The sequence below is a fragment of the Pseudomonas sp. AB39(2026) genome (assembly GCF_059831485.1).
Genome location: NZ_CP195212.1, coordinates 2,189,332 through 2,207,836, shown reverse-complemented (window position 1 = coordinate 2,207,836; position 18,505 = coordinate 2,189,332). Strand labels below are relative to the sequence as shown.

Annotated in this window: 20 protein-coding genes; 18 read left to right on the top strand and 2 right to left on the bottom strand. The window is 59.3% G+C overall.

Annotation, left to right across the window (positions count from 1 at the left end; translation table 11 throughout):
- The first annotated feature begins 51 nt into the window (after window positions 1-51).
- The 5 genes from secD to ACSAMW_RS10000 all read left to right on the top strand — a co-directional run bounded on the left by secD (window position 52) and on the right by ACSAMW_RS10000 (window position 7,193).
- Window positions 52-1,920 (top strand): protein translocase subunit SecD, encoded by a 1,869-nt coding sequence (gene secD, locus ACSAMW_RS10020; protein WP_168084466.1) that lies wholly within the window; start codon window positions 52-54, stop codon window positions 1,918-1,920.
- A gap of 10 nt (window positions 1,921-1,930) precedes the next feature.
- Window positions 1,931-2,842: a protein translocase subunit SecF gene (secF, locus tag ACSAMW_RS10015; RefSeq protein WP_500593791.1), complete on the top strand. Its 912-nt coding sequence runs from the start codon at window positions 1,931-1,933 to the stop codon at window positions 2,840-2,842.
- Between the two features lie 129 nt (window positions 2,843-2,971).
- The gene (locus tag ACSAMW_RS10010; RefSeq protein ID WP_500593790.1) at window positions 2,972-3,520 is read left to right on the top strand and encodes a glycine zipper 2TM domain-containing protein; all 549 of its coding nucleotides are present in this window, start codon (window positions 2,972-2,974) and stop codon (window positions 3,518-3,520) included.
- Between the two features lie 44 nt (window positions 3,521-3,564).
- On the top strand, window positions 3,565-4,431 hold the full coding sequence (locus tag ACSAMW_RS10005; RefSeq protein WP_500593789.1) for an alpha/beta hydrolase family protein: 867 nt from the start codon (window positions 3,565-3,567) through the stop codon (window positions 4,429-4,431).
- Between the two features lie 524 nt (window positions 4,432-4,955).
- The gene (locus tag ACSAMW_RS10000; RefSeq protein WP_500593788.1) at window positions 4,956-7,193 is read left to right on the top strand and encodes an autotransporter family protein; all 2,238 of its coding nucleotides are present in this window, start codon (window positions 4,956-4,958) and stop codon (window positions 7,191-7,193) included.
- Between the two features lie 60 nt (window positions 7,194-7,253).
- Here the strand turns inward: ACSAMW_RS10000 and ACSAMW_RS09995 are convergent, their stop codons facing one another.
- Window positions 7,254-7,721, bottom strand: a complete 468-nt coding sequence (locus ACSAMW_RS09995; RefSeq protein ID WP_168084462.1) for an Lrp/AsnC family transcriptional regulator — start codon at window positions 7,719-7,721, stop codon at window positions 7,254-7,256.
- Between the two features lie 134 nt (window positions 7,722-7,855).
- Between ACSAMW_RS09995 and ACSAMW_RS09990 the strand changes: the two genes are divergently transcribed.
- Window positions 7,856-8,476: a LysE family translocator gene (locus tag ACSAMW_RS09990; RefSeq protein WP_500593787.1), complete on the top strand. Its 621-nt coding sequence runs from the start codon at window positions 7,856-7,858 to the stop codon at window positions 8,474-8,476.
- Between the two features lie 55 nt (window positions 8,477-8,531).
- Here the strand turns inward: ACSAMW_RS09990 and suhB are convergent, their stop codons facing one another.
- Window positions 8,532-9,347 carry a type III secretion system regulator SuhB gene (gene suhB / locus ACSAMW_RS09985; protein ID WP_168084460.1) on the bottom strand — a complete coding sequence of 272 codons (816 nt, stop codon included), beginning with the start codon at window positions 9,345-9,347 and terminating at the stop codon, window positions 8,532-8,534.
- Between the two features lie 145 nt (window positions 9,348-9,492).
- Here suhB and trmJ point away from each other — a divergent pair, with 145 nt between their 5' ends.
- The 12 genes from trmJ to rlmN all read left to right on the top strand — a co-directional run bounded on the left by trmJ (window position 9,493) and on the right by rlmN (window position 18,486).
- Complete coding sequence (trmJ, locus tag ACSAMW_RS09980; RefSeq protein ID WP_500593786.1) at window positions 9,493-10,248, top strand: tRNA (cytosine(32)/uridine(32)-2'-O)-methyltransferase TrmJ; 756 nt, start codon at window positions 9,493-9,495, stop codon at window positions 10,246-10,248.
- Window positions 10,249-10,250: 2 nt separating this feature from the next.
- Complete coding sequence (gene cysE / locus ACSAMW_RS09975) at window positions 10,251-11,018, top strand: serine O-acetyltransferase (protein ID WP_500593785.1); 768 nt, start codon at window positions 10,251-10,253, stop codon at window positions 11,016-11,018.
- A gap of 225 nt (window positions 11,019-11,243) precedes the next feature.
- Complete coding sequence (gene iscR / locus ACSAMW_RS09970; RefSeq protein WP_168084457.1) at window positions 11,244-11,750, top strand: Fe-S cluster assembly transcriptional regulator IscR; 507 nt, start codon at window positions 11,244-11,246, stop codon at window positions 11,748-11,750.
- A 39-nt stretch (window positions 11,751-11,789) separates the two neighbouring features.
- A complete protein-coding gene (locus tag ACSAMW_RS09965; protein ID WP_500593784.1) occupies window positions 11,790-13,004 on the top strand; it encodes an IscS subfamily cysteine desulfurase in 1,215 nt (404 codons plus the stop codon).
- Window positions 13,005-13,058: 54 nt separating this feature from the next.
- On the top strand, window positions 13,059-13,445 hold the full coding sequence (gene iscU, locus ACSAMW_RS09960) for a Fe-S cluster assembly scaffold IscU (protein ID WP_002552476.1): 387 nt from the start codon (window positions 13,059-13,061) through the stop codon (window positions 13,443-13,445).
- A 35-nt stretch (window positions 13,446-13,480) separates the two neighbouring features.
- Window positions 13,481-13,804 (top strand): iron-sulfur cluster assembly protein IscA, encoded by a 324-nt coding sequence (gene iscA, locus ACSAMW_RS09955; RefSeq protein WP_168084455.1) that lies wholly within the window; start codon window positions 13,481-13,483, stop codon window positions 13,802-13,804.
- An 8-nt stretch (window positions 13,805-13,812) separates the two neighbouring features.
- A complete protein-coding gene (hscB, locus tag ACSAMW_RS09950; protein ID WP_500593783.1) occupies window positions 13,813-14,334 on the top strand; it encodes a co-chaperone HscB in 522 nt (173 codons plus the stop codon).
- Window positions 14,335-14,373: 39 nt separating this feature from the next.
- Entirely contained in the window at window positions 14,374-16,236 is a 1,863-nt protein-coding gene (gene hscA, locus ACSAMW_RS09945) for a Fe-S protein assembly chaperone HscA (RefSeq protein ID WP_500593782.1), read from the top strand.
- A 3-nt stretch (window positions 16,237-16,239) separates the two neighbouring features.
- Complete coding sequence (gene fdx, locus ACSAMW_RS09940; protein ID WP_500593781.1) at window positions 16,240-16,581, top strand: ISC system 2Fe-2S type ferredoxin; 342 nt, start codon at window positions 16,240-16,242, stop codon at window positions 16,579-16,581.
- 14 nt (window positions 16,582-16,595) lie between these two features.
- Entirely contained in the window at window positions 16,596-16,796 is a 201-nt protein-coding gene (iscX, locus tag ACSAMW_RS09935; RefSeq protein ID WP_500593780.1) for a Fe-S cluster assembly protein IscX, read from the top strand.
- Between the two features lie 87 nt (window positions 16,797-16,883).
- A complete protein-coding gene (gene ndk / locus ACSAMW_RS09930) occupies window positions 16,884-17,309 on the top strand; it encodes a nucleoside-diphosphate kinase (RefSeq protein WP_263260635.1) in 426 nt (141 codons plus the stop codon).
- A 28-nt stretch (window positions 17,310-17,337) separates the two neighbouring features.
- Window positions 17,338-18,486, top strand: coding sequence for a dual-specificity RNA methyltransferase RlmN (gene rlmN, locus ACSAMW_RS09925; RefSeq protein ID WP_500593779.1), 1,149 nt, complete (start codon window positions 17,338-17,340; stop codon window positions 18,484-18,486).
- Window positions 18,487-18,505 lie beyond the last annotated feature (19 nt).

The following is an 18,505-nucleotide window of genomic DNA, read 5'->3' as shown; positions in this document are numbered from 1 at the left end:
CATCTACTTGGCGGGGCGCGCAACGTGCCCCGCGTTTGAACGGGCGGCGTGATGCTGAACAAATACCCTCTGTGGAAATACATTCTGATCGTGGCGGTACTTGCGATCGGCTTTATTTATTCCGCACCCAACCTTTACCCGGATGACCCGGCGATCCAGCTGTCCGGTGCCAGCACCGCACTGCAGGTAGGCCAGGCCGACCTGGAAAAGGCCAGCAAAGCCTTGAGCGATGCCGGCATTACCGTCAAGGCCGCGACCTTGGCCGACAATGGCAAGGGCGGCTTGCTGCGCCTCACCCGCCAGGAAGATCAGTTGCCGGCCAAGGACATTGTCCGCAAAGCGCTGGGCGATGATTACGTAGTGGCGGTGAACCTGGCGCGTACCACCCCCCAGTGGTTGCGCAACCTGGGCGCCAGCCCGATGAAGCTTGGCCTGGACCTGTCCGGTGGTGTGCACTTCCTGCTGGAAGTGGACATGGACAAAGCTCTCGACGCTCGCATGAAAGTGTATGAAGGCGAGGTCAAGACCCTGCTGCGCAAAGAGAAAGTGCGGTACCGCAGCCTGCCTCAGCAGGACGGCGGCATCATGCTGGGCTTCTCTGACGACGCTACCCGCGACCAGGCCCGTGACCTGATCCGCAAGAATTTCACCGACTTTGACCTTGCGCCCACCGAGCGTGGCGAACTGGCTGTGCTGCGTCTGTCGCTGACCCAGGCCAAGGTGTCGGAAATCCGCGACTACGCCATCAAGCAGAACCTCACCACCGTGCGCAACCGCGTGAACGAGCTGGGTGTGGCCGAGCCGCTGGTGCAGCGCCAAGGCGCCAACCGTATCGTGGTAGAGCTGCCAGGCGTGCAGGACACGGCCGAGGCCAAACGTATTCTTGGCAAAACCGCGAACCTGGAATTCCGCCTGGCCGCAGGCCCGGATGACAGCCGCGCTACCACCGAGCAATTCGAGTTCCGCGAAGGTAACCGTGCGCCAGCCGCCGTGGAGCGCGGCCTGATCATCACCGGTGACCAGGTTACCGATGCCCAGGCCAGCTACGACGAGCATGGCCGCCCACAGGTCAACATTCGCCTGGACGGCCATGGCGGCGACCTGATGAACCGTGCGACCCGCAGCAACGTTGGTCGCGGCATGGCTGTAATCTTCATTGAGCAGAAGCCCACGACCAAATACGTGAAGCAGACGGTCAACGGTGTGGAACAGGAAGTAGCGGTTCCTACGTTTACGGAAGAGAAGAAAATCATCAGCCTGGCGACCATCCAGTCGCCGCTGGGTAGCCAGTTCCGTATCACCGGGCTGGACGGGCAGGGCGAATCGTCCGAGCTGGCCCTGCTGCTGCGTGCCGGCGGCCTGGCTGCACCGATGTACTTTGCCGAAGAGCGCACCATCGGCCCAAGCCTGGGTGCAGACAACATCACCAAGGGTATTCATGCCGCGCTGTGGGGCATGCTCTTCGTGTCGCTGTTCATCATGGCCATCTACCGCTTCTTCGGCCTGATCGCGACCGTGGCTCTGGCCTTCAACATGGTCCTGCTGCTGGCCTTGATGTCGTTGCTGGGCGCTACGCTCACCTTGCCGGGTATCGCCGGTATCGTGCTCACCATGGGCATGGCGGTGGACGCCAACGTGCTGATCTTCTCCCGTATCCGGGAAGAGATCGCCGCCGGCATGAGCGTGCAGCGGGCCATCAACGAAGGCTTCAACCGGGCCTATACCGCGATCGTGGACGCCAACCTGACCAGCCTGCTGGTGGGCGCGATCCTGTTCGCCATGGGTACTGGGCCGGTGAAAGGCTTTGCGGTCACCATGTCCCTCGGGATCTTTACTTCGATGTTCACTGCCATCATGGTAACCCGCGCGATGATCAACCTGATCTACGGCGGCCGTGACGTCAAGAAGCTGTGGATTTGAGGCCACTGCCATGAAAAAGACCATCAACTTTATGGGCGTTCGCAATATTGCGTTCGCCATCACGCTGTTGCTGACCCTGCTGGCGTTGTTCAGCTGGTTCTACAAAGGCCTGAACTTTGGCCTGGACTTCACCGGCGGTACGCTCATCGAGCTGACCTACGAGAAGCCCGTAGAATTGGGCAGCCTGCGTCAAGAGCTGTCCGGCGCCGGTTACCACGAAGCGGTCGTGCAAAGCTTTGGTGCGGCGACCGATGTACTGGTACGCATGCCAGGCGAAGACCCGAAGCTGGGTACTGAAGTGGCCGACGCCCTGCGCAAGGTAAGCGGAGATAACCCGGCTACCGTGAAACGCGTAGAGTTCGTAGGCCCACAGGTGGGTGAAGAGCTGCGCGACCAGGGTGGCCTAGGCATGTTGCTGGCGCTGGGGGGCGTACTGCTTTACCTGGCCTTCCGTTTCCAGTGGAAGTTCGCGGTAGGTGCGATCATCTCACTGGTCCACGACGTTGTGGTCACGCTGGGCATTCTGTCGTTCTTCCAGGTCACGTTCGACCTTACGGTGCTGGCAGCCGTACTGGCGATTATCGGTTATTCGCTCAACGACACCATCGTAGTATTCGACCGTGTGCGTGAGAACTTCCGCGTGATGCGCAAGGCCTCGCTGATCGAAAACATCAACGTGTCCACCACGCAAACCCTGCTGCGTACCATTGCCACCTCGGTATCCACGCTGCTGGCCATTGGCGCGTTGCTGCTGTTCGGGGGCGACAACCTGTTCGGCTTCTCCCTGGCGCTGTTCATCGGTGTGCTGGCAGGTACTTACTCCTCTATCTACATCGCGAACGTGGTGCTGATCTGGCTGAACCTGACTAGCGACGACCTGATTCCGCCGGCTACCAAAGAGGCGGTTGACGACCGTCCTTGAGCTATCCGGCAGCCTTTAGGCTGTGCTAAGTCTTTGAAAAACGGCGAAAGGTTGAACCTTCGCCGTTTTTTTTGCTCCAAGGCTTGGCAAAGCGCGAGGCCCTAACTTTCCTCGCCGCAGGAGGTTTCCGTGAACAAGTCGTTGCTGATTGGTGCAGTATTGGGTGCTGTCGGTGTCACCGCCGGAGGTGCTGTTGCTACCTACAGTTTCGTGAACAACAAAGCGCCTGAGTACGCTCAGGTGTTGGCGGCAGAGCCGATCAACGAGCAGGTCAAGACGCCGCGTGAGGTGTGCAGGGATGTGACGGTAACGCACCAGCGCCCTGTGCAAGACCAGCACCAGATCGTAGGTAGCGTACTGGGCGCCGTTGCCGGTGGCCTGTTGGGCCATCAGGTAGGCGGCGGTCACGGCAAGCAGCTGGCGACCGTAGCTGGCGCAGTGGGTGGCGGCTATGCCGGTAACAAGGCCCAAGAGCATTTGCAGTCCGGTGACACCTACACCACCACCCAGAACCGTTGCAGCACCGTCAATGACGTGAGCAGCAAAGTGGTGGGCTATAACGTGAAGTACCAGCTCAATGGCAAAGAAGGGCAGGTGCGCATGGATCACAACCCTGGCGGGCAGATTCCGGTCACTAAAGACGGCCAGCTCGTGTTGACCCAAGCGGCTGTTCAATAACACGTCGTTTCGAGTGCTTCCTGGCCGCTGCAGGCACCGTCCCTATGTTTAGGTGCCTGCAACGCCAACACGCTCTGCGTTTCAAAGCATCGCCTCGCCAAACACCGCACCTGCTCAAAGCTTTCACAGCGGGCTGCATATTCGCCTTCCTGGCCGCATGCCAATCCCCTTTAAAGCTGGACACCTACCCTACGGCCAGGCTTCGGCCAGCTACACTGCCTACCGCACCATTCAGCTTGCAGGCACTGGTGCCCCCTGAGGGTGGTTACCCACGTTTGCGGGTGTATATCGAAGGCGATGGCCATGCTTGGGCTACGGCTTCCCAGCCCAGTACTGATCCCACCCCCTATACCTCGCTCATGGTGGAGCTTGCCGCCCAAGACCCTACACCCGCAGTTTATCTGGCCAGGCCATGCCAATTCATACAGGGCCCTGCGTGCACGGTGGACGTGTGGACACGCTCGCGCTTCGATAGCCCACAGATACAAGCCATGGACGCTGCCCTGTCTTTACTCAAGCGACGCTATGGCGTGGAGCATTTCGAACTGGTGGGGCATTCGGGTGGTGGGGCGGTAGCGCTGGTGCTGGCGGGCAAGCGCGAGGACGTAGGCCAGGTACAAACCCTTGCAGGTAATCTGGACCCGGCCCTTTGGGTTCAGTTGCACCATCTGACCCCCTTGGCTCAGCCCATGCTCCCACTGGATTACAAAGGCCGGTTGAGCAGCCTCCCTCAACGCCATTTCGTAGGGCTGAACGACCCAGTAATGCCAGCAGCGATAGCACAGGCTTATGGCGCAGCCTTAAAGGGCACATGTGTAGAAGTCGTAACCGTTCCGGCCGATCACACGCAAGGTTACCAGGCCCAGTGGGAGCGTTTGGCGAACCAGCCTATTGGCTGCCATACGCCTTGACACAAACGAAGCGGCGTAAAACTGACGTCAGTCATTTGTCTTAAAAAGCTTGCACAAATTTGACAGCTGGTTAAGATCGCCCTCGCCTACGCAGGGGATCCAACGCAGGCCGCGCCTATGTACCCACTGGAAATACAGCTGGGCCGCTGTCACCATTACATGGATATCTACACTTGAACAGCTTCAGTAAAACCCTTTTGGCACTGGCTATCAGCGCTTGTGCATCGCCTTCTTTCGCACTGGATTTTGATATTGGCCAGGGCCGTGTTTTATTGAGTGGGCAGCAAATAAACGAAAGCGTAATAGTTACAGGAAATGCAGCCTTAAAGAATGCTGTTCAGGATGAAACTGAAATACGTTTAAGAAATACCTTTATTACTGGCTCTCTGATCAATAACGCTTCGTTTACGGTAGATGCAGCGGATCACAACCTCTCAGGGCTTGGTATTGCTGAGTGGAATTACTACAGCTCTGACCTACCTGGTCGCGCCGCAGTCATCGGGGGTGATATACGCAATAACGGCATGATTACCCTCGATAATGTCGACAGTGCCGAGGGCATTGATATTGGCCCTGTGACCGTCAAAGGCAGCGTTGTCAACGCCGGTTCCGTTATCATTCGGCAGGGCTCCAAGCCTGACTTTCTGGGAGGGTCGGAAGGCCTTTATCTTCATGGCACTCTTGTTGAGGGCGATGTTGTCAACTCCGGCCTGATTGATGTTACGGCAGAAGAGGGCCGCGGCCTCATTATTGATATGGATGGTGACCTGAAATTTGATCTGGGTGGCAAGCTGATCAATAGTGGCACCATCAGTGTAACTGGCAATGATGTTCGCGGTGTGGACATTGAAGTCGAGACCACCCCATTGGATATCCAGAACAGCGGCCTTATCAAAGTTGTTGGTGATACCTCCGTAGGTGTCATCTTGTGGGATGGCACTATTGATACCTTCAACAACTCCGGCAGCATTATTGCCCAAGGCGTGGATACCCACGCTATTGTCTTCAAGGGCGCAACCCTGACCAGCACCCTTCCTTCTGGCGAGCGTGGTGTAGTCAACACCGGCATTATCAGCGCTGAGGGCGACACCATCGTCGTTGGCCGGGAGGCGCCAGCCCAAGGCTTCGAGATCAACCAGCGTGCAGGCCAGATCGTCAGCACAAACGGCGCCGCCATCCAGGGCGGCGGTTTGGCGACGTTGAATTGGTCCGGCGGTGACATCCAGGGCGACCTGCTAGACATGGCTGGCGTGAATGTTACTGGCCCTGCCGGCTTCCAGGGTTCGCGCATCGATAGCAATGTGTCGGTCAGCAAGGGCGGTTCGCTGAACCTGGCAAGCGCCGGGACCGCGATCACCGGCGACTTGGACGTTGCACGCTTGAGCGCCATCGATATGCGCCTGTCCAATGCTACCGTGAACACCACGCCGTACCTCACCGTGGGCGGCGTGGCACGCTTTGCCGATGGCGCTCGTATTACGCTGAGCGCCAACCCGGGGGACTTCACGCCTACTGCTGAAGGAAAAACCTATTCGCTGTTGTCGGCCAGTGCCGTGCAGAACAGCGGCCTGAGCGTTGCCAGTTCTTCGGCCTTGTTGAACGTAGCCAGCTATAGCGTGGACCCTACTTCGGTCGCCGCCGTGGTAACACTCAAGTCCGACCAGCAAGTAAATGAGGACCTGGGCAGTGTAGGTGCAGCGACGCCCGCCACCACGGGCATCCTCAATCACTTTAAAAATACCGTGCTGGGTGGCCTGCAGGCCGACGACCGCGTGTATCAAGCTTTTGCCAACGCCAATACCGAAAACTTGGCTCGGTTGAGCAAGCAACTGTCGCCTGAAGTGAGCCGTGGCGGTGTCGATGCTGCCATGGCCGGCCAGGGCGCCACCAGCCGTGCCATCGGTACTCGCATCAATAGCCTTCGGGGTATGTCGTCGGGGGATGTGCTCACCAACACAGGCGTATGGGCCCAGGCGCTCAACAGCACCATGGACCAGAACGCGCGCGATGGCGTAGCCGGTTACTCGGCCAATGCTGGCGGCATCGCCGTTGGTGCGGACGGCATGCTGAACCCTGACACCACAGTCGGCCTGGCGTACTCGTATGTGAATGCCAACGTAACCTCGGACACAGGCAACAAAACCGATGTGCAAGGTGGCGCGCTGGCCCTGTACGGCAACTGGCAGCTAGGCAACTGGTTTACCCAAGGCAGCCTGTCCTACGGCCATAACGATAACGACAGCAAACGCTATGTGGCTGGCACCCTGGCCAAGGGCAGCTATGACAGCGACGTATTGAGCGTTAATACCCTGGCGGGCTACACGTTCAAAATGAGTGAGCAACTGGTGTTGGAGCCGCGTGTGGCTGCCCGCTATGCCAACGTGCAGGTGGATGGCTACACCGAGCATGGCTCCAGCGCCGCCTTGCGCAATGGCGACCAGCGTTTCGAGACGGGTGAAGTAGGGGCCGGGCTGCGTGTCGCAGGTAACTCGCCGCTGTTTGGGGGCTCTCTACAGCCTGAAGCGACGGTGATGGCCTATCACGACCTGATTGGCGACCGCATCAATCAGACCTCGGCCTTTAGCCAAGGCGGCGCTACCTTTGCTGTGACCGGTGCCAAGCCTGTACGTGACACCTACGAAGGTACAGTGGGGCTGAACTACGCCATCAACGCGCTGACGTTGGGCGTGAGCTACACCTATGAAGGGCGCTCAGGCTATAACGCCGACACTACGATGTTGAAGGCGCGCTATGCCTTCTAAATAGGGCGGGGCCTATGGCCGTGGGGGTATAACTCTGCCACCACGGCCTGCCGCACGACGCTACACCGGAAAGGCCGTAAACGGCTTGATCTCCTTGAGCACAAACATGCTCTGCATCTCCTTGATGCCGGGAAGTTGCCGCACCACTGACATGGCGAATTCTGCAAAGCTGTCCAGGTCCGGTGCCACTACCTGCAAGAGGAAGTCCGCATCCCCGCCGATGCTATAGCACGCCACCACCCTGTCCAGCTGCATCACCTCCTGCTCGAACTTCTTTGCTTCTGCCGCGCTGTGCCGGTCGATATTGATCCGAATGAACACCATCACGCCCAGCCCGATCTTGCGACGATCCAGTACTGCGCGATAACCCTGGATATAACGATGCTCTTCCAAGTGGCGTACACGGCGCCAACAGGGAGAGGCTGACATACCTAACTGGTCTGCCAGGGCCTGGTTGGAGATGCGGCCATCCTGTTGCAGTGCCGCCAAGATACGGGCATCTGTAGGGGGTAAAAGGTCGGTGGTCATATCTACCCTGAAACTGGAGTAATAAGAAGAAAATTGCCCGGCAGGGCCGCTAATAAGGACAATTCAGAACAGTTATTTCTGCCTAACGGTATAGGCTCTTGTAGAGAGAATCCACTAGAGGCGAGCGAGAAACCATGCTGGACACTACACAGGCCCTGACCTACTCCGCAGCGCTTGCCCTGGCGGCTGCCATTCCTGGCCCTGGTATGGCTGCGTTGGTGGCAAGAAGTGTAAGCAGTGGAGGTGCCGCAGGGTTCTGCTTGTTAGCCGGCCTGATACTGGGAGACCTGACCTACCTGTCGTTCGCGGTATTCGGGCTGGCCATGGTGGCCGAACATTTCGCTGCACTGTTCCATGTCGTACGTTGGTGCGCAGCGCTGTACCTTTGCTATCTGGCTTGGCAGTTCTGGGTAGCGCGTCATGAGCCCGCGCAGAGCGTTGCCAGCGAGCAGGGTAGGGCATTGTGGGCGGCCTCCGTGTCCGGCCTGACCATTACACTGGGAAACCCTAAAACCATCGCGTTTTACCTGGCGCTGCTGCCCCTGGTTATCGATTTGCAGGCAGTAACGTTCCACGTGTGGGCATCCACGCTGGTGCCCTTGACCATACTGGTGTTGCTGAGTGTCGGCGGGGTGTTTGTGGTGTTGGCGTTGCGCATTCGCCACCTGCTGCGCAGCCCTCAAGCCCTGCAGCGCCTCTTTCGTGGTGCGGCATTGGTGATGGTGGTAGCAGCCGCTTCGATGGTGTTGAAATAGCGCGAACATAAAAAAAGCACCTCGAAAGGTGCTTTTCTATGTCAGCCGCTTGCGATCAGCGCTTGATGGACGCAGGCAGATGCGGCTGGATGGCGGTCAGCACCGCTTTGAAGCACTTGGTGTTGCCGGCAACGATATGGCCTTTTTCAAGGAATTCGTGGCCGCCTGTGAAATCGCTAACCAAGCCACCCGCTTCCTGGATGAGCAGCGCGCCTGCCGCCATGTCCCACTCGGACAGGCCCGATTCCCAGAAGGCGTCGAAGCGGCCGGCGGCCACGTAGGCCAGGTCCAGGCTCGCAGCACCGGCACGGCGGATGCCGGCGGTCTGGCCTACCAGGCTGCGGAACATGCCCAGGTAGTTGTCCAGGTGGTCCATCTGGTTGTCGCGGAATGGGAAGCCGGTACCCAGCAGGGCGCCTTCCAGGCTGCGACGCGTACTGACGCGGATGCGGCGGCCGTTTACGGCAGCGCCACGGCCACGGCTGGCAGTGAATTCTTCCTGGCGGACAGGATCAAGCACCACGGCGTGCTCAAGGCGACCGCGGTATTTGCAGGCAATGCTGACAGCAAAGTGCGGAACGCCACGCACGAAGTTGGTGGTGCCGTCGAGCGGGTCGATAATCCAGAGGTAGTCTTCGCCTTCACCGCTGCCCGCATGCAGGCCGCTTTCCTCGCCCAGGATGCCGTGGGTAGGGAAGGCCTTGCGCAGTGCAGTAATGATCGCCTGCTCGGCCGCGCGGTCCACTTCGCTGACGTAGTCCTTTGCGTCCTTTTCATCGACCTTGATGCTATCCAGCCGCTCGATGGAGCGGAAGATCAGTTCACTGGCGCTGCGGGCGGCGCGCAGCGCGATATTCAGCATGGGCTGCATGGATGTTCTTTCACCTGGTCATTAAAAAGAGCCGCGCATTCTAACAGAAAAGCTGGCATTCAGAAGTGGGCCTTGAGCCTTCATAGCGTTGCTTTCGTCGCTTCTGTAGAATTCGCCCCCTTTTTCTTATACGGGAACGCCCAGGATGCTAAGCAGGATTCGCATCGTTTTGGTCAATACCAGCCACCCTGGCAATATCGGTGGGGCTGCCCGCGCCATGAAAAACATGGGGCTTTCACAGCTGGTACTGGTAGACCCCGCTGTGTTCCCCTCGGCCGAAGCCAGCGCACGCGCGTCGGGCGCCGACGATATCCTGGCCAATGCACGCGTGGTGCCTACCTTGGAAGAGGCGCTGGTAGGGTGCAGCCTGGTGATGGGGACCAGTGCCCGTGACCGTAGCCTGCCCTGGCCCTTGCTGGACCCACGTGCCTGCGCCAGCAAAGCGGTTGAGGACGCCCAGGCGGGTGGCGAAGTGGCGCTGGTGTTCGGGCGCGAACATGCCGGCCTTACCAACGATGAGCTGCAACGCTGCCACTTCCATGTGCATATTCCGTCCGCACCGGAATTCAGCTCGCTCAACTTGGCGGCTGCTGTGCAGGTGCTGGCCTATGAAGTACGCCTGGCCTTCCTGGCCCTGCCAACTTCAGTGCCCGCCGTGGCAGCCGAGCCTGTGGCCGAACTGGCCACCGCAGAGGAGCTGGAAGGCTTTTATGGGCATATGGAGGCTGCTCTGGTGGAGATCGGTTTCCTGGACCCGGAAAAACCCCGCCATCTGATGGCGCGCCTTCGCCGGCTATACAGCCGATGCCGCATGGAGCGCACTGAAGTCAGCATCCTGCGCGGCATTCTCACCGAAACCCGCAAGGCTGCGCGAGGCGAGCCCTACAAGCGAAAGGACTGACCATGTTTGCGCGCATGCGAGAAGACATCCAAAGCGTTTTCCACCGGGACCCGGCGGCTCGTAACACCCTTGAGGTGCTGACCTGCTACCCCGGGCTGCATGCCATATGGCTGCACCGTGTGGCTCATCGCCTCTGGCGCTCGGACTGGAAGTGGCTCGCACGCTGCACATCCAACTTCAGCCGGTGGCTCACGGGGGTGGAGATTCACCCAGGTGCGCGCATTGGTCGTCGTTTTTTCATAGACCACGGCATGGGTATCGTGATTGGAGAAACCGCTGAAATCGGCAATGACGTGACCCTGTATCAGGGTGTAACCCTGGGCGGTACTACCTGGAACGCTGGCAAGCGCCATCCCACACTGGAGGATGGTGTGGTAGTGGGCGGCGGTGCCAAGGTGCTGGGGCCCTTCACAGTGGGGGCAGGTGCCAAGATCGGTTCCAACGCGGTGGTCACCAAGGCCGTGCCCGCTGGGGCGACAGCGGTAGGTATTCCTGCCCGTATTATCGTGAAGCGGGATGAAAGCCAGGAAAGCCGCCGCAAGGCCATGGCCGAAAAAATCGGCTTCGATGCGTACGGCGTTACCGAAGATATGCCCGACCCGGTTGCCCGTGCCATTGGCCAATTGTTGGACCACCTGCATGCCGTGGACGGTCGGCTTGAAGGCATGTGCGGCGCGCTCACCCAACTGGGCAGTGACTACTGTGCCAAAGACCTGCCTCAGCTGAACGAAGCAGACTTCGCCCCCGTAAAGGAAGCATCCAAGCCCTGATACCCTCTGTAGGAGCCCCTGCCAAGGGGCGAAGCGGCTTACCTGTTACCACGGAGGTCTGGGCAAGCAACCCAAGCGGCCTTGCAGTGCATTGTTATGCTATTATCCGTCGCCGCTTTCCCGCTAATCCCGAGTAATTTACTAGGTCTTATAGTTGACTTAAATACTCGGGAATCGCATACTTGCCCCATCGCGTCCCTATTCGCAAACCGTGGTAACCCAACTGTGCGACTGACAACCAAAGGCCGATACGCCGTGACCGCCATGCTGGATCTGGCGTTACATGCGCAGCGGGGGCCGGTGTCCCTGGCCGATATTTCCGAACGCCAAGGTATTTCTCTCTCGTACCTCGAGCAGCTGTTTGCCAAGCTTCGCCGTGGCAACCTGGTGTCCAGCGTTCGCGGGCCAGGCGGGGGTTATCAGTTGTCCCGGGACATGCAGGGCATTCAGGTCGCGCAGGTCATCGATGCGGTCAATGAATCCGTCGATGCTACTCGCTGCCAGGGGCTGGGCGATTGCCATGCCGGTGATACCTGCCTTACCCACCACTTGTGGTGTGACCTTAGCCAGCAGATCCATGAATTTCTCAGCGGCATCAGCCTTGCTGACCTGGTGACTCGCCGTGAGGTCCAGGAAGTGGCGCTGCGACAAGATCAGCGCCGCTGTGGCACCCAGGCTGCGATGCCGGACAAGCCCGTCCTCGAAAAGATAGAAACCTCTGCCGTCGACTGACCGCCGTAGAGCGGAGCGCGCCTGATTAGGAGATTCCCGATGAAATTGCCGATTTACCTGGATTATTCTGCAACCACCCCTGTCGACCCTCGCGTTGCCGAGAAGATGATCGACTGCCTCACTATGGAGACGAACTTCGGTAACCCGGCGTCGCGCTCCCATGTGTTCGGCTGGAAGGCTGAAGAGGCGGTGGAAAATGCCCGTCGCCAAGTGGCGGACCTGGTCAACGCCGACCCGCGCGAAATCGTGTGGACCTCTGGCGCAACCGAATCCGATAACCTGGCCATTAAAGGTGCTGCTCATTTCTACGCCAGCAAGGGTAAGCACTTGATCACCACCAAGATCGAGCACAAAGCGGTGTTGGACACTACCCGCCAGCTCGAGCGCGAAGGCTTTGAGGTCACGTACCTGGAGCCCGGCGATGATGGCCTGATCACAGCTGCCATGGTTGAAGGCGCGCTGCGCGATGACACCATCCTGGTGTCGGTGATGCACGTGAACAACGAAATTGGCACAGTCAACGATATCGCCGCCATCGGCGAAGTCACCCGGTCGCGCGGCGTGCTGTTCCATGTGGACGCAGCTCAATCCACCGGCAAGGTGGAAATTGACCTGCAAGCGCTGAAAGTGGACCTGATGTCGTTCTCGGCCCACAAAACCTACGGCCCCAAGGGTATCGGCGCGCTGTACGTCAGCCGTAAGCCTCGGGTACGCCTGGAAGCGCAAATGCACGGCGGTGGCCATGAGCGCGGCATGCGTTCCGGCACCCTGGCCACTCACCAGATCGTGGGCATGGGCGAAGCGTTCCGCCTTGCCAAGGTGGATATGGTGAAGGATCGCGAGCATGTAAAAGCATTGAGCGATCGCTTCTTCAAGCAGGTCGAACACCTCGAAGAGCTGTACATCAATGGCAGCCAGTATGCCCGTGTGCCGCACAACCTGAACCTGAGCTTTAACTATGTGGAAGGCGAGTCGCTGATCATGGCGCTCAAGGACCTGGCTGTCTCGTCTGGCTCGGCGTGCACATCCGCCTCGTTGGAACCGTCCTACGTGCTGCGGGCACTGGGCCGTAATGACGAGCTGGCACACAGCTCCATTCGCTTCACATTCGGCCGCTTCACTACTGAAGAGGACGTCGATTACGCAGCCGCCAAGGTCTGTGATGCCGTCACGAAGCTACGTTCTCTGTCGCCGCTGTGGGACATGTACAAAGACGGTGTCGACATCTCGAAAATCGAGTGGGCCGCGCACTGATTAGCAAGGCCGCCACCAGAGCGGCCTTTGATGAATTGATGAGGAGTACCTGACATGGCTTACAGCGAAAAGGTTATCGACCACTACGAAAACCCACGCAACGTTGGCAAAATGAATGCCGAAGACCCGGATGTGGGCACCGGCATGGTCGGCGCCCCAGCCTGCGGTGACGTGATGCGTTTGCAGATCAAGGTCAACGAGCAGGGTGTTATCGAAGACGCCAAGTTCAAGACCTACGGCTGCGGTTCCGCCATCGCCTCCAGCTCCCTCGCTACCGAGTGGATGAAGGGCAAGACCTTGGATGAAGCCGAGACCATCAAGAACACCCAGTTGGCTGAAGAGCTGGCCTTGCCGCCGGTGAAAATCCACTGCTCAGTGCTGGCCGAGGACGCTATCAAGGCGGCCGTCCGGGATTACAAGCAGAAGAAAGGCCTGCTTTAACTCGCTCGAAACGCGTTTGCATACCAGGAGTTCCAATGGCCATCAGCATGACAGAAGCCGCCGCCAACCACGTTCGCCGCTCCCTCGACGGGCGCGGGAAGGGTGAGGGCATCCGCCTGGGCGTTCGTACCACCGGCTGCTCGGGGTTGGCTTACGTTCTGGAGTTCGTTGACGAAACGGCCTCCGAGGATGAAGTGTTCGAAAGCCACGGCGTAAAGGTGATCATTGATCCCAAGAGCCTGGTATACCTGGACGGCACCGAACTGGACTTCGTTCGCGAAGGGTTGAATGAAGGCTTCAAGTTCAACAACCCTAACGTACGTGGCGAGTGTGGCTGCGGCGAAAGCTTCAACATCTGAGGTCGCTTGTGGGTACGCTCTGTCACTTTGCACTGTTCGACCTCAAGCCGGCCTTCAGCCTGGACCTGGATCAACTGGCTGTTCGCTATCGGGCGTTGGCCAGGGGTGTCCACCCGGACCGCTTCGCCGATGCCCCTGCCGCTGAACAGCGCCAGGCGCTGGAAAAGTCGGCGGCGTTGAACGAGGCTTACCAGACCCTCAAGAACGCTCCCCGCCGTGCTCGTTACTTGCTGGCGGTCAGCGGGCAAGAGGTGCCGCAGGAAGTGACCGTGCATGATCCGGACTTTCTCTTGCAGCAGATGCAATGGCGCGAAGAGTTGGAAGACCTGCAGGACGCTGCTGACCTGGAAGGTGTTGCTCGCTTCAAGCAGCGCCTCAAAGCTGCGCAAGCCACATTGGACAGCGACTTCGCCGCTTGCTGGGACCAGCCTGAACAGCGCGAGCAGGCCGAGCGCTTGATGCGCCGTATGCAGTTTCTGGACAAGCTTGCCCAGGAAGTGCGCCAGCTCGAAGAACGCCTCGACGATTAACCTGTGCCGCTACGGTCGCACGCCTGAAAAAAGACAAGCATGGCTTTATTGCAGATCGCCGAACCCGGCCTCAGCCCTCAGCCGCACCAGCGCAGGCTGGCGGTGGGGATAGACCTGGGAACTACCAACTCATTGGTTGCCGCCTTGCGCAGCGGCCTGTCCGAAACCCTGCCTGATGCGCAGGGTAACGTCATTCTGCCTTCCGCCGTGCGCTATCACGCTGAGCGCGTCGAGGTAGGTGCAACTGCACGGCAGGCCGCTGCTACCGATCCGTTCAATACCATCGTTTCCGTGAAGCGCCTGATGGGCCGTGGCATCGCCGATGTTCATCAGTTGGGTGAGCAACTGCCGTATCGCTTCAGCCAGGGCGAGTCCCACATGCCGTTCATTGAAACGGTACAAGGGCCGAAAAGCCCGGTGGAAGTGTCTGCCGAGATTCTGCGCACCCTCCGTATACGGGCCGAAGCCAGCTTGGGCGGGGACCTGGTGGGTGCAGTGATCACCGTGCCGGCCTACTTCGACGATGCACAGCGCCAAGCCACCAAGGATGCTGCTCGCTTGGCTGGCCTTAATGTACTGCGCCTGCTGAATGAGCCCACGGCTGCTGCTGTGGCCTACGGCCTGGACCAACAGGCTGAAGGCCTGATTGCCATTTATGACCTGGGCGGGGGCACGTTCGATATCTCCATTCTCCGGTTGTCTCGTGGAGTGTTCGAGGTGTTGGCCACCGGCGGAGATAGCGCCTTGGGCGGCGATGATTTCGATCACGCCATCGCGACCTGGGTGCTGGAAAGTGCTGGGTTATCAGTCGATCTGGCGCCTGCAGCACAACGCGAACTGTTACAGGCAGCGTGTGCGGCAAAAGAAGCCCTTAGTGCTTCGGACGTGGTGACGCTGGCCTACGGCGGCTGGTCCGGTGAGCTGACGCGAGTGGGTTTCGAAGCCCTGATCGAGCCCCTGCTGGCGCGCAGCCTCAAAGCCTGTCGCCGCGCCGTGCGCGATTCGGGCGTAGAGCTTGAAGAAATCGGCGCCGTGGTCATGGTGGGCGGCTCTACTCGGGTACCTCGCGTACGCCAGGCCGTGGGCCAGTTGTTTGGGCGCGAGCCACTGACCACCATCGACCCGGATCAGGTGGTTGCCATTGGTGCAGCCATTCAGGCCGATACCCTGGCAGGTAACCAGCGCGACGGCGAAGCCTTGCTGCTGCTGGACGTGATCCCACTGTCGTTGGGCCTGGAGACCATGGGCGGGTTGATGGAGAAGGTGATCCCGCGCAACACCACCATTCCTGTAGCCCGTGCACAGGAATTCACCACCTACAAGGATGGCCAGTCAGCCATGGTGATCCATGTGCTCCAGGGCGAACGTGAGTTGGTGAGCGATTGTCGATCTCTAGCGCGGTTCGAGCTGCGTGGCATTCCACCAATGGTGGCTGGGGCTGCAAAAATTCGCGTGACCTTCCAGGTAGACGCAGACGGTCTGCTTGATGTGTCTGCCCGCGAGCTGGCCTCTGGCGTAGAGTCCAGCATTCAGGTCAAGCCTTCGTATGGGCTTACGGACGATGAAGTTGCCCGCATGCTCAAGGATTCGTTCCAGTACGCAGGCGACGACAAGCAGGCTCGCCAGTTGCGCGAGCACCAAGTCGATGCCGAGCGTTTGCTTGAAGCCGTCCAGGGCGCTTTGGACGCCGACGGTGATCGGTTGCTGGACGCCGACGAGCGTGTAGCCATCGACTACCAGATGCAGGAGCTGCGTGATTTGATGAACGGCACCGATGGCCCTGCCATCGAGCAGCAGACACGGCGTCTGTCGCAAGTAACCGATGCCTTTGCCGCCCGTCGCCTTGATTCGACGGTCAAAGCCGCACTGGCCGGGCGCAACCTGAATGAGATCGAGGAGTAACCGATGCCCAGGGTTGAATTCCTGCCGCATGAAAAATTTTGCCCCAATGGGCTGGTGGTAGAAGTGCCTGCGGGCACTAATATTCTTGAGCTGGCTCACGAACACCATATCGAGATGGAAAGCGCCTGCGGTGGCGTATGTGCCTGCACCACCTGTCATTGCGTCGTACGCAAGGGTTTCAATTCGCTTGCCGAGGCAGACGAGATGGAAGAGGACATGCTCGACAAGGCCTGGGGCCTGGAAGCGCAGTCTCGCCTGGGCTGCCAGGTGATTGTGGCAGACCAGGACCTGACCATTGAGATTCCGAAGTACTCTCTCAACCATGCGGCTGAAGCGCCGCACTGAGCAGGAGCGTACCTATGAGTCTGAAATGGGTGGATGTGCAGGAGATCGCTATCCAGCTGGCCGAAGCCAGGCCAGAAGTCGATCCCAGGACCCTCAGCTTTCCACGCTTGCGTGAATGGGTGATGGCCCTGCCGAAGTTTGACGACGATCCTGGCCGCTGTGGTGAAAAGGTACTGGAAGCGATCCAGGCGTACTGGATCGAAGAAGCGGATTGAAATATTCCGTGGTTAGGAAATACCTCCAAACCCGCGTATAATTCGCGGGTTTTATTTTTGCTTAACTCATTGTTTCTGGAGTGTCACATGGCTGTTCAACGTACTTTCTCTATCATCAAGCCCGATGCTGTTGCCAAGAATGTCATCGGCAAGATCACCACGCGCTTCGAAGACGCCGGCCTGCGCGTTGTAGCGTCCAAGCTCAAGCAACTGTCCAAGGCCGAGGCCGAAGGCTTCTACGCTGAGCACAGCGAGCGCGGTTTCTTCGGTGACCTGGTGGCCTTCATGACCTCCGGCCCAGTGGTTGTTCAGGTACTGGAAGGCGAAAACGCCATTGCCAAGAACCGTGAGCTGATGGGCGCAACCGACCCGAAGAAAGCCGATGCCGGTACCATCCGCGCTGATTTCGCAGACTCCATCGACGCCAACGCTGTTCATGGTTCGGACTCCGAAGCCGCTGCTGCTCGCGAAATCGCTTACTTCTTCGCTGCTACCGAGGTAACCACTCGCTAAGCATCGCTTAGGAGTGAAGGGTGAATTCATGACAACGTCAGCCGACAAAATCAACCTGCTGGGCCTTACCCGCCAGGAAATGGAACAGTTCTTCGATTCGCTCGGGGAAAAGCGCTTCCGCGCCGGTCAGGCGATGAAATGGATTCACCACTTTGGCGTCGACGACTTCGACGCCATGACCGATTTCGGCAAGGTTCTGCGCGCCAAGCTCAAGGCCTGTGCCGAAATTCGCGGCCCGGAAGTGGTCAGCGAAGATATTTCTACCGATGGCACGCGCAAGTGGGTAGTGCGTGTGGCGTCGGGCAGTTGTGTAGAAACCGTCTACATCCCCCAAGGCAAGCGCGGCACCCTGTGCGTGTCGTCCCAGGCGGGTTGTGCACTGGATTGCAGCTTCTGCTCTACCGGCAAGCAAGGTTTCAACAGCAACCTCACCGCCGCCGAAGTGATCGGCCAGGTGTGGATCGCGAGCAAGTCCTTCGGCAGCATCCCGGCCACCGTGGACCGTGCCATCACCAACGTGGTGATGATGGGCATGGGCGAGCCGCTGCTGAACTTCGACAACGTGGTCGCGGCCATGCACCTGATGATGGACGACTTCGGCTATGGCATTTCCAAGCGCCGGGTCACCTTGTCCACCTCGGGTGTGGTCCCTATGATCGACGAGCTTGCCAAGCACATCGACGTGTCGCTGGCCTTGTCGTTGCATGCGCCGAATGATGCCTTGCGCAACGAGCTGGTGCCGATCAACAAGAAGTACCCCCTCGCCATGCTGCTCGAATCCTGTCAGCGGTACATGTCCGCGCTGGGCGAGAAGCGGGTGCTTACGATCGAATACACCTTGCTCAAAGACGTGAATGATCGCCCCGAGCATGCCGAGCAGATGATCGAGCTGCTACGCAATGTGCCCTGCAAGGTCAACCTCATTCCGTTCAACCCGTTCCCTCACTCGGGTTATGAACGTCCCAGCAACAACGCTATCCGGCGCTTCCAGGATGCCCTGCACCATGCGGGTTTCAACGTAACGGTGCGCACCACCCGTGGTGAAGATATCGATGCGGCCTGCGGCCAGTTGGTAGGGCAGGTGATGGACCGTACTCGTCGTAGCGAGCGTTATATTGCAGTGCGTCAGCTGGAAGCTGGCGCCGAGGCGCTATCGGCCAACGTTAGCCGCCCCTGAGCGCAACCTAGAGAGGAAC

Coding starts and splice junctions, on each gene's coding strand:
- secD (WP_168084466.1), top strand. CDS start 52: ATGCTGAACAAATACCCTCTGTGGAAATACATTCTGATCGTGGCGGTA.
- secF (WP_500593791.1), top strand. CDS start 1,931: ATGAAAAAGACCATCAACTTTATGGGCGTTCGCAATATTGCGTTCGCC.
- ACSAMW_RS10005 (WP_500593789.1), top strand. CDS start 3,565: ATGTTTAGGTGCCTGCAACGCCAACACGCTCTGCGTTTCAAAGCATCG.
- ACSAMW_RS10000 (WP_500593788.1), top strand. CDS start 4,956: ATGATTACCCTCGATAATGTCGACAGTGCCGAGGGCATTGATATTGGC.
- ACSAMW_RS09995 (WP_168084462.1), bottom strand. CDS start 7,721: ATGACCACCGACCTTTTACCCCCTACAGATGCCCGTATCTTGGCGGCA.
- ACSAMW_RS09990 (WP_500593787.1), top strand. CDS start 7,856: ATGCTGGACACTACACAGGCCCTGACCTACTCCGCAGCGCTTGCCCTG.
- suhB (WP_168084460.1), bottom strand. CDS start 9,347: ATGCAGCCCATGCTGAATATCGCGCTGCGCGCCGCCCGCAGCGCCAGT.
- trmJ (WP_500593786.1), top strand. CDS start 9,493: ATGCTAAGCAGGATTCGCATCGTTTTGGTCAATACCAGCCACCCTGGC.
- cysE (WP_500593785.1), top strand. CDS start 10,251: ATGTTTGCGCGCATGCGAGAAGACATCCAAAGCGTTTTCCACCGGGAC.
- ACSAMW_RS09965 (WP_500593784.1), top strand. CDS start 11,790: ATGAAATTGCCGATTTACCTGGATTATTCTGCAACCACCCCTGTCGAC.
- iscU (WP_002552476.1), top strand. CDS start 13,059: ATGGCTTACAGCGAAAAGGTTATCGACCACTACGAAAACCCACGCAAC.
- iscA (WP_168084455.1), top strand. CDS start 13,481: ATGGCCATCAGCATGACAGAAGCCGCCGCCAACCACGTTCGCCGCTCC.
- hscA (WP_500593782.1), top strand. CDS start 14,374: ATGGCTTTATTGCAGATCGCCGAACCCGGCCTCAGCCCTCAGCCGCAC.
- fdx (WP_500593781.1), top strand. CDS start 16,240: ATGCCCAGGGTTGAATTCCTGCCGCATGAAAAATTTTGCCCCAATGGG.
- iscX (WP_500593780.1), top strand. CDS start 16,596: ATGAGTCTGAAATGGGTGGATGTGCAGGAGATCGCTATCCAGCTGGCC.
- ndk (WP_263260635.1), top strand. CDS start 16,884: ATGGCTGTTCAACGTACTTTCTCTATCATCAAGCCCGATGCTGTTGCC.
- rlmN (WP_500593779.1), top strand. CDS start 17,338: ATGACAACGTCAGCCGACAAAATCAACCTGCTGGGCCTTACCCGCCAG.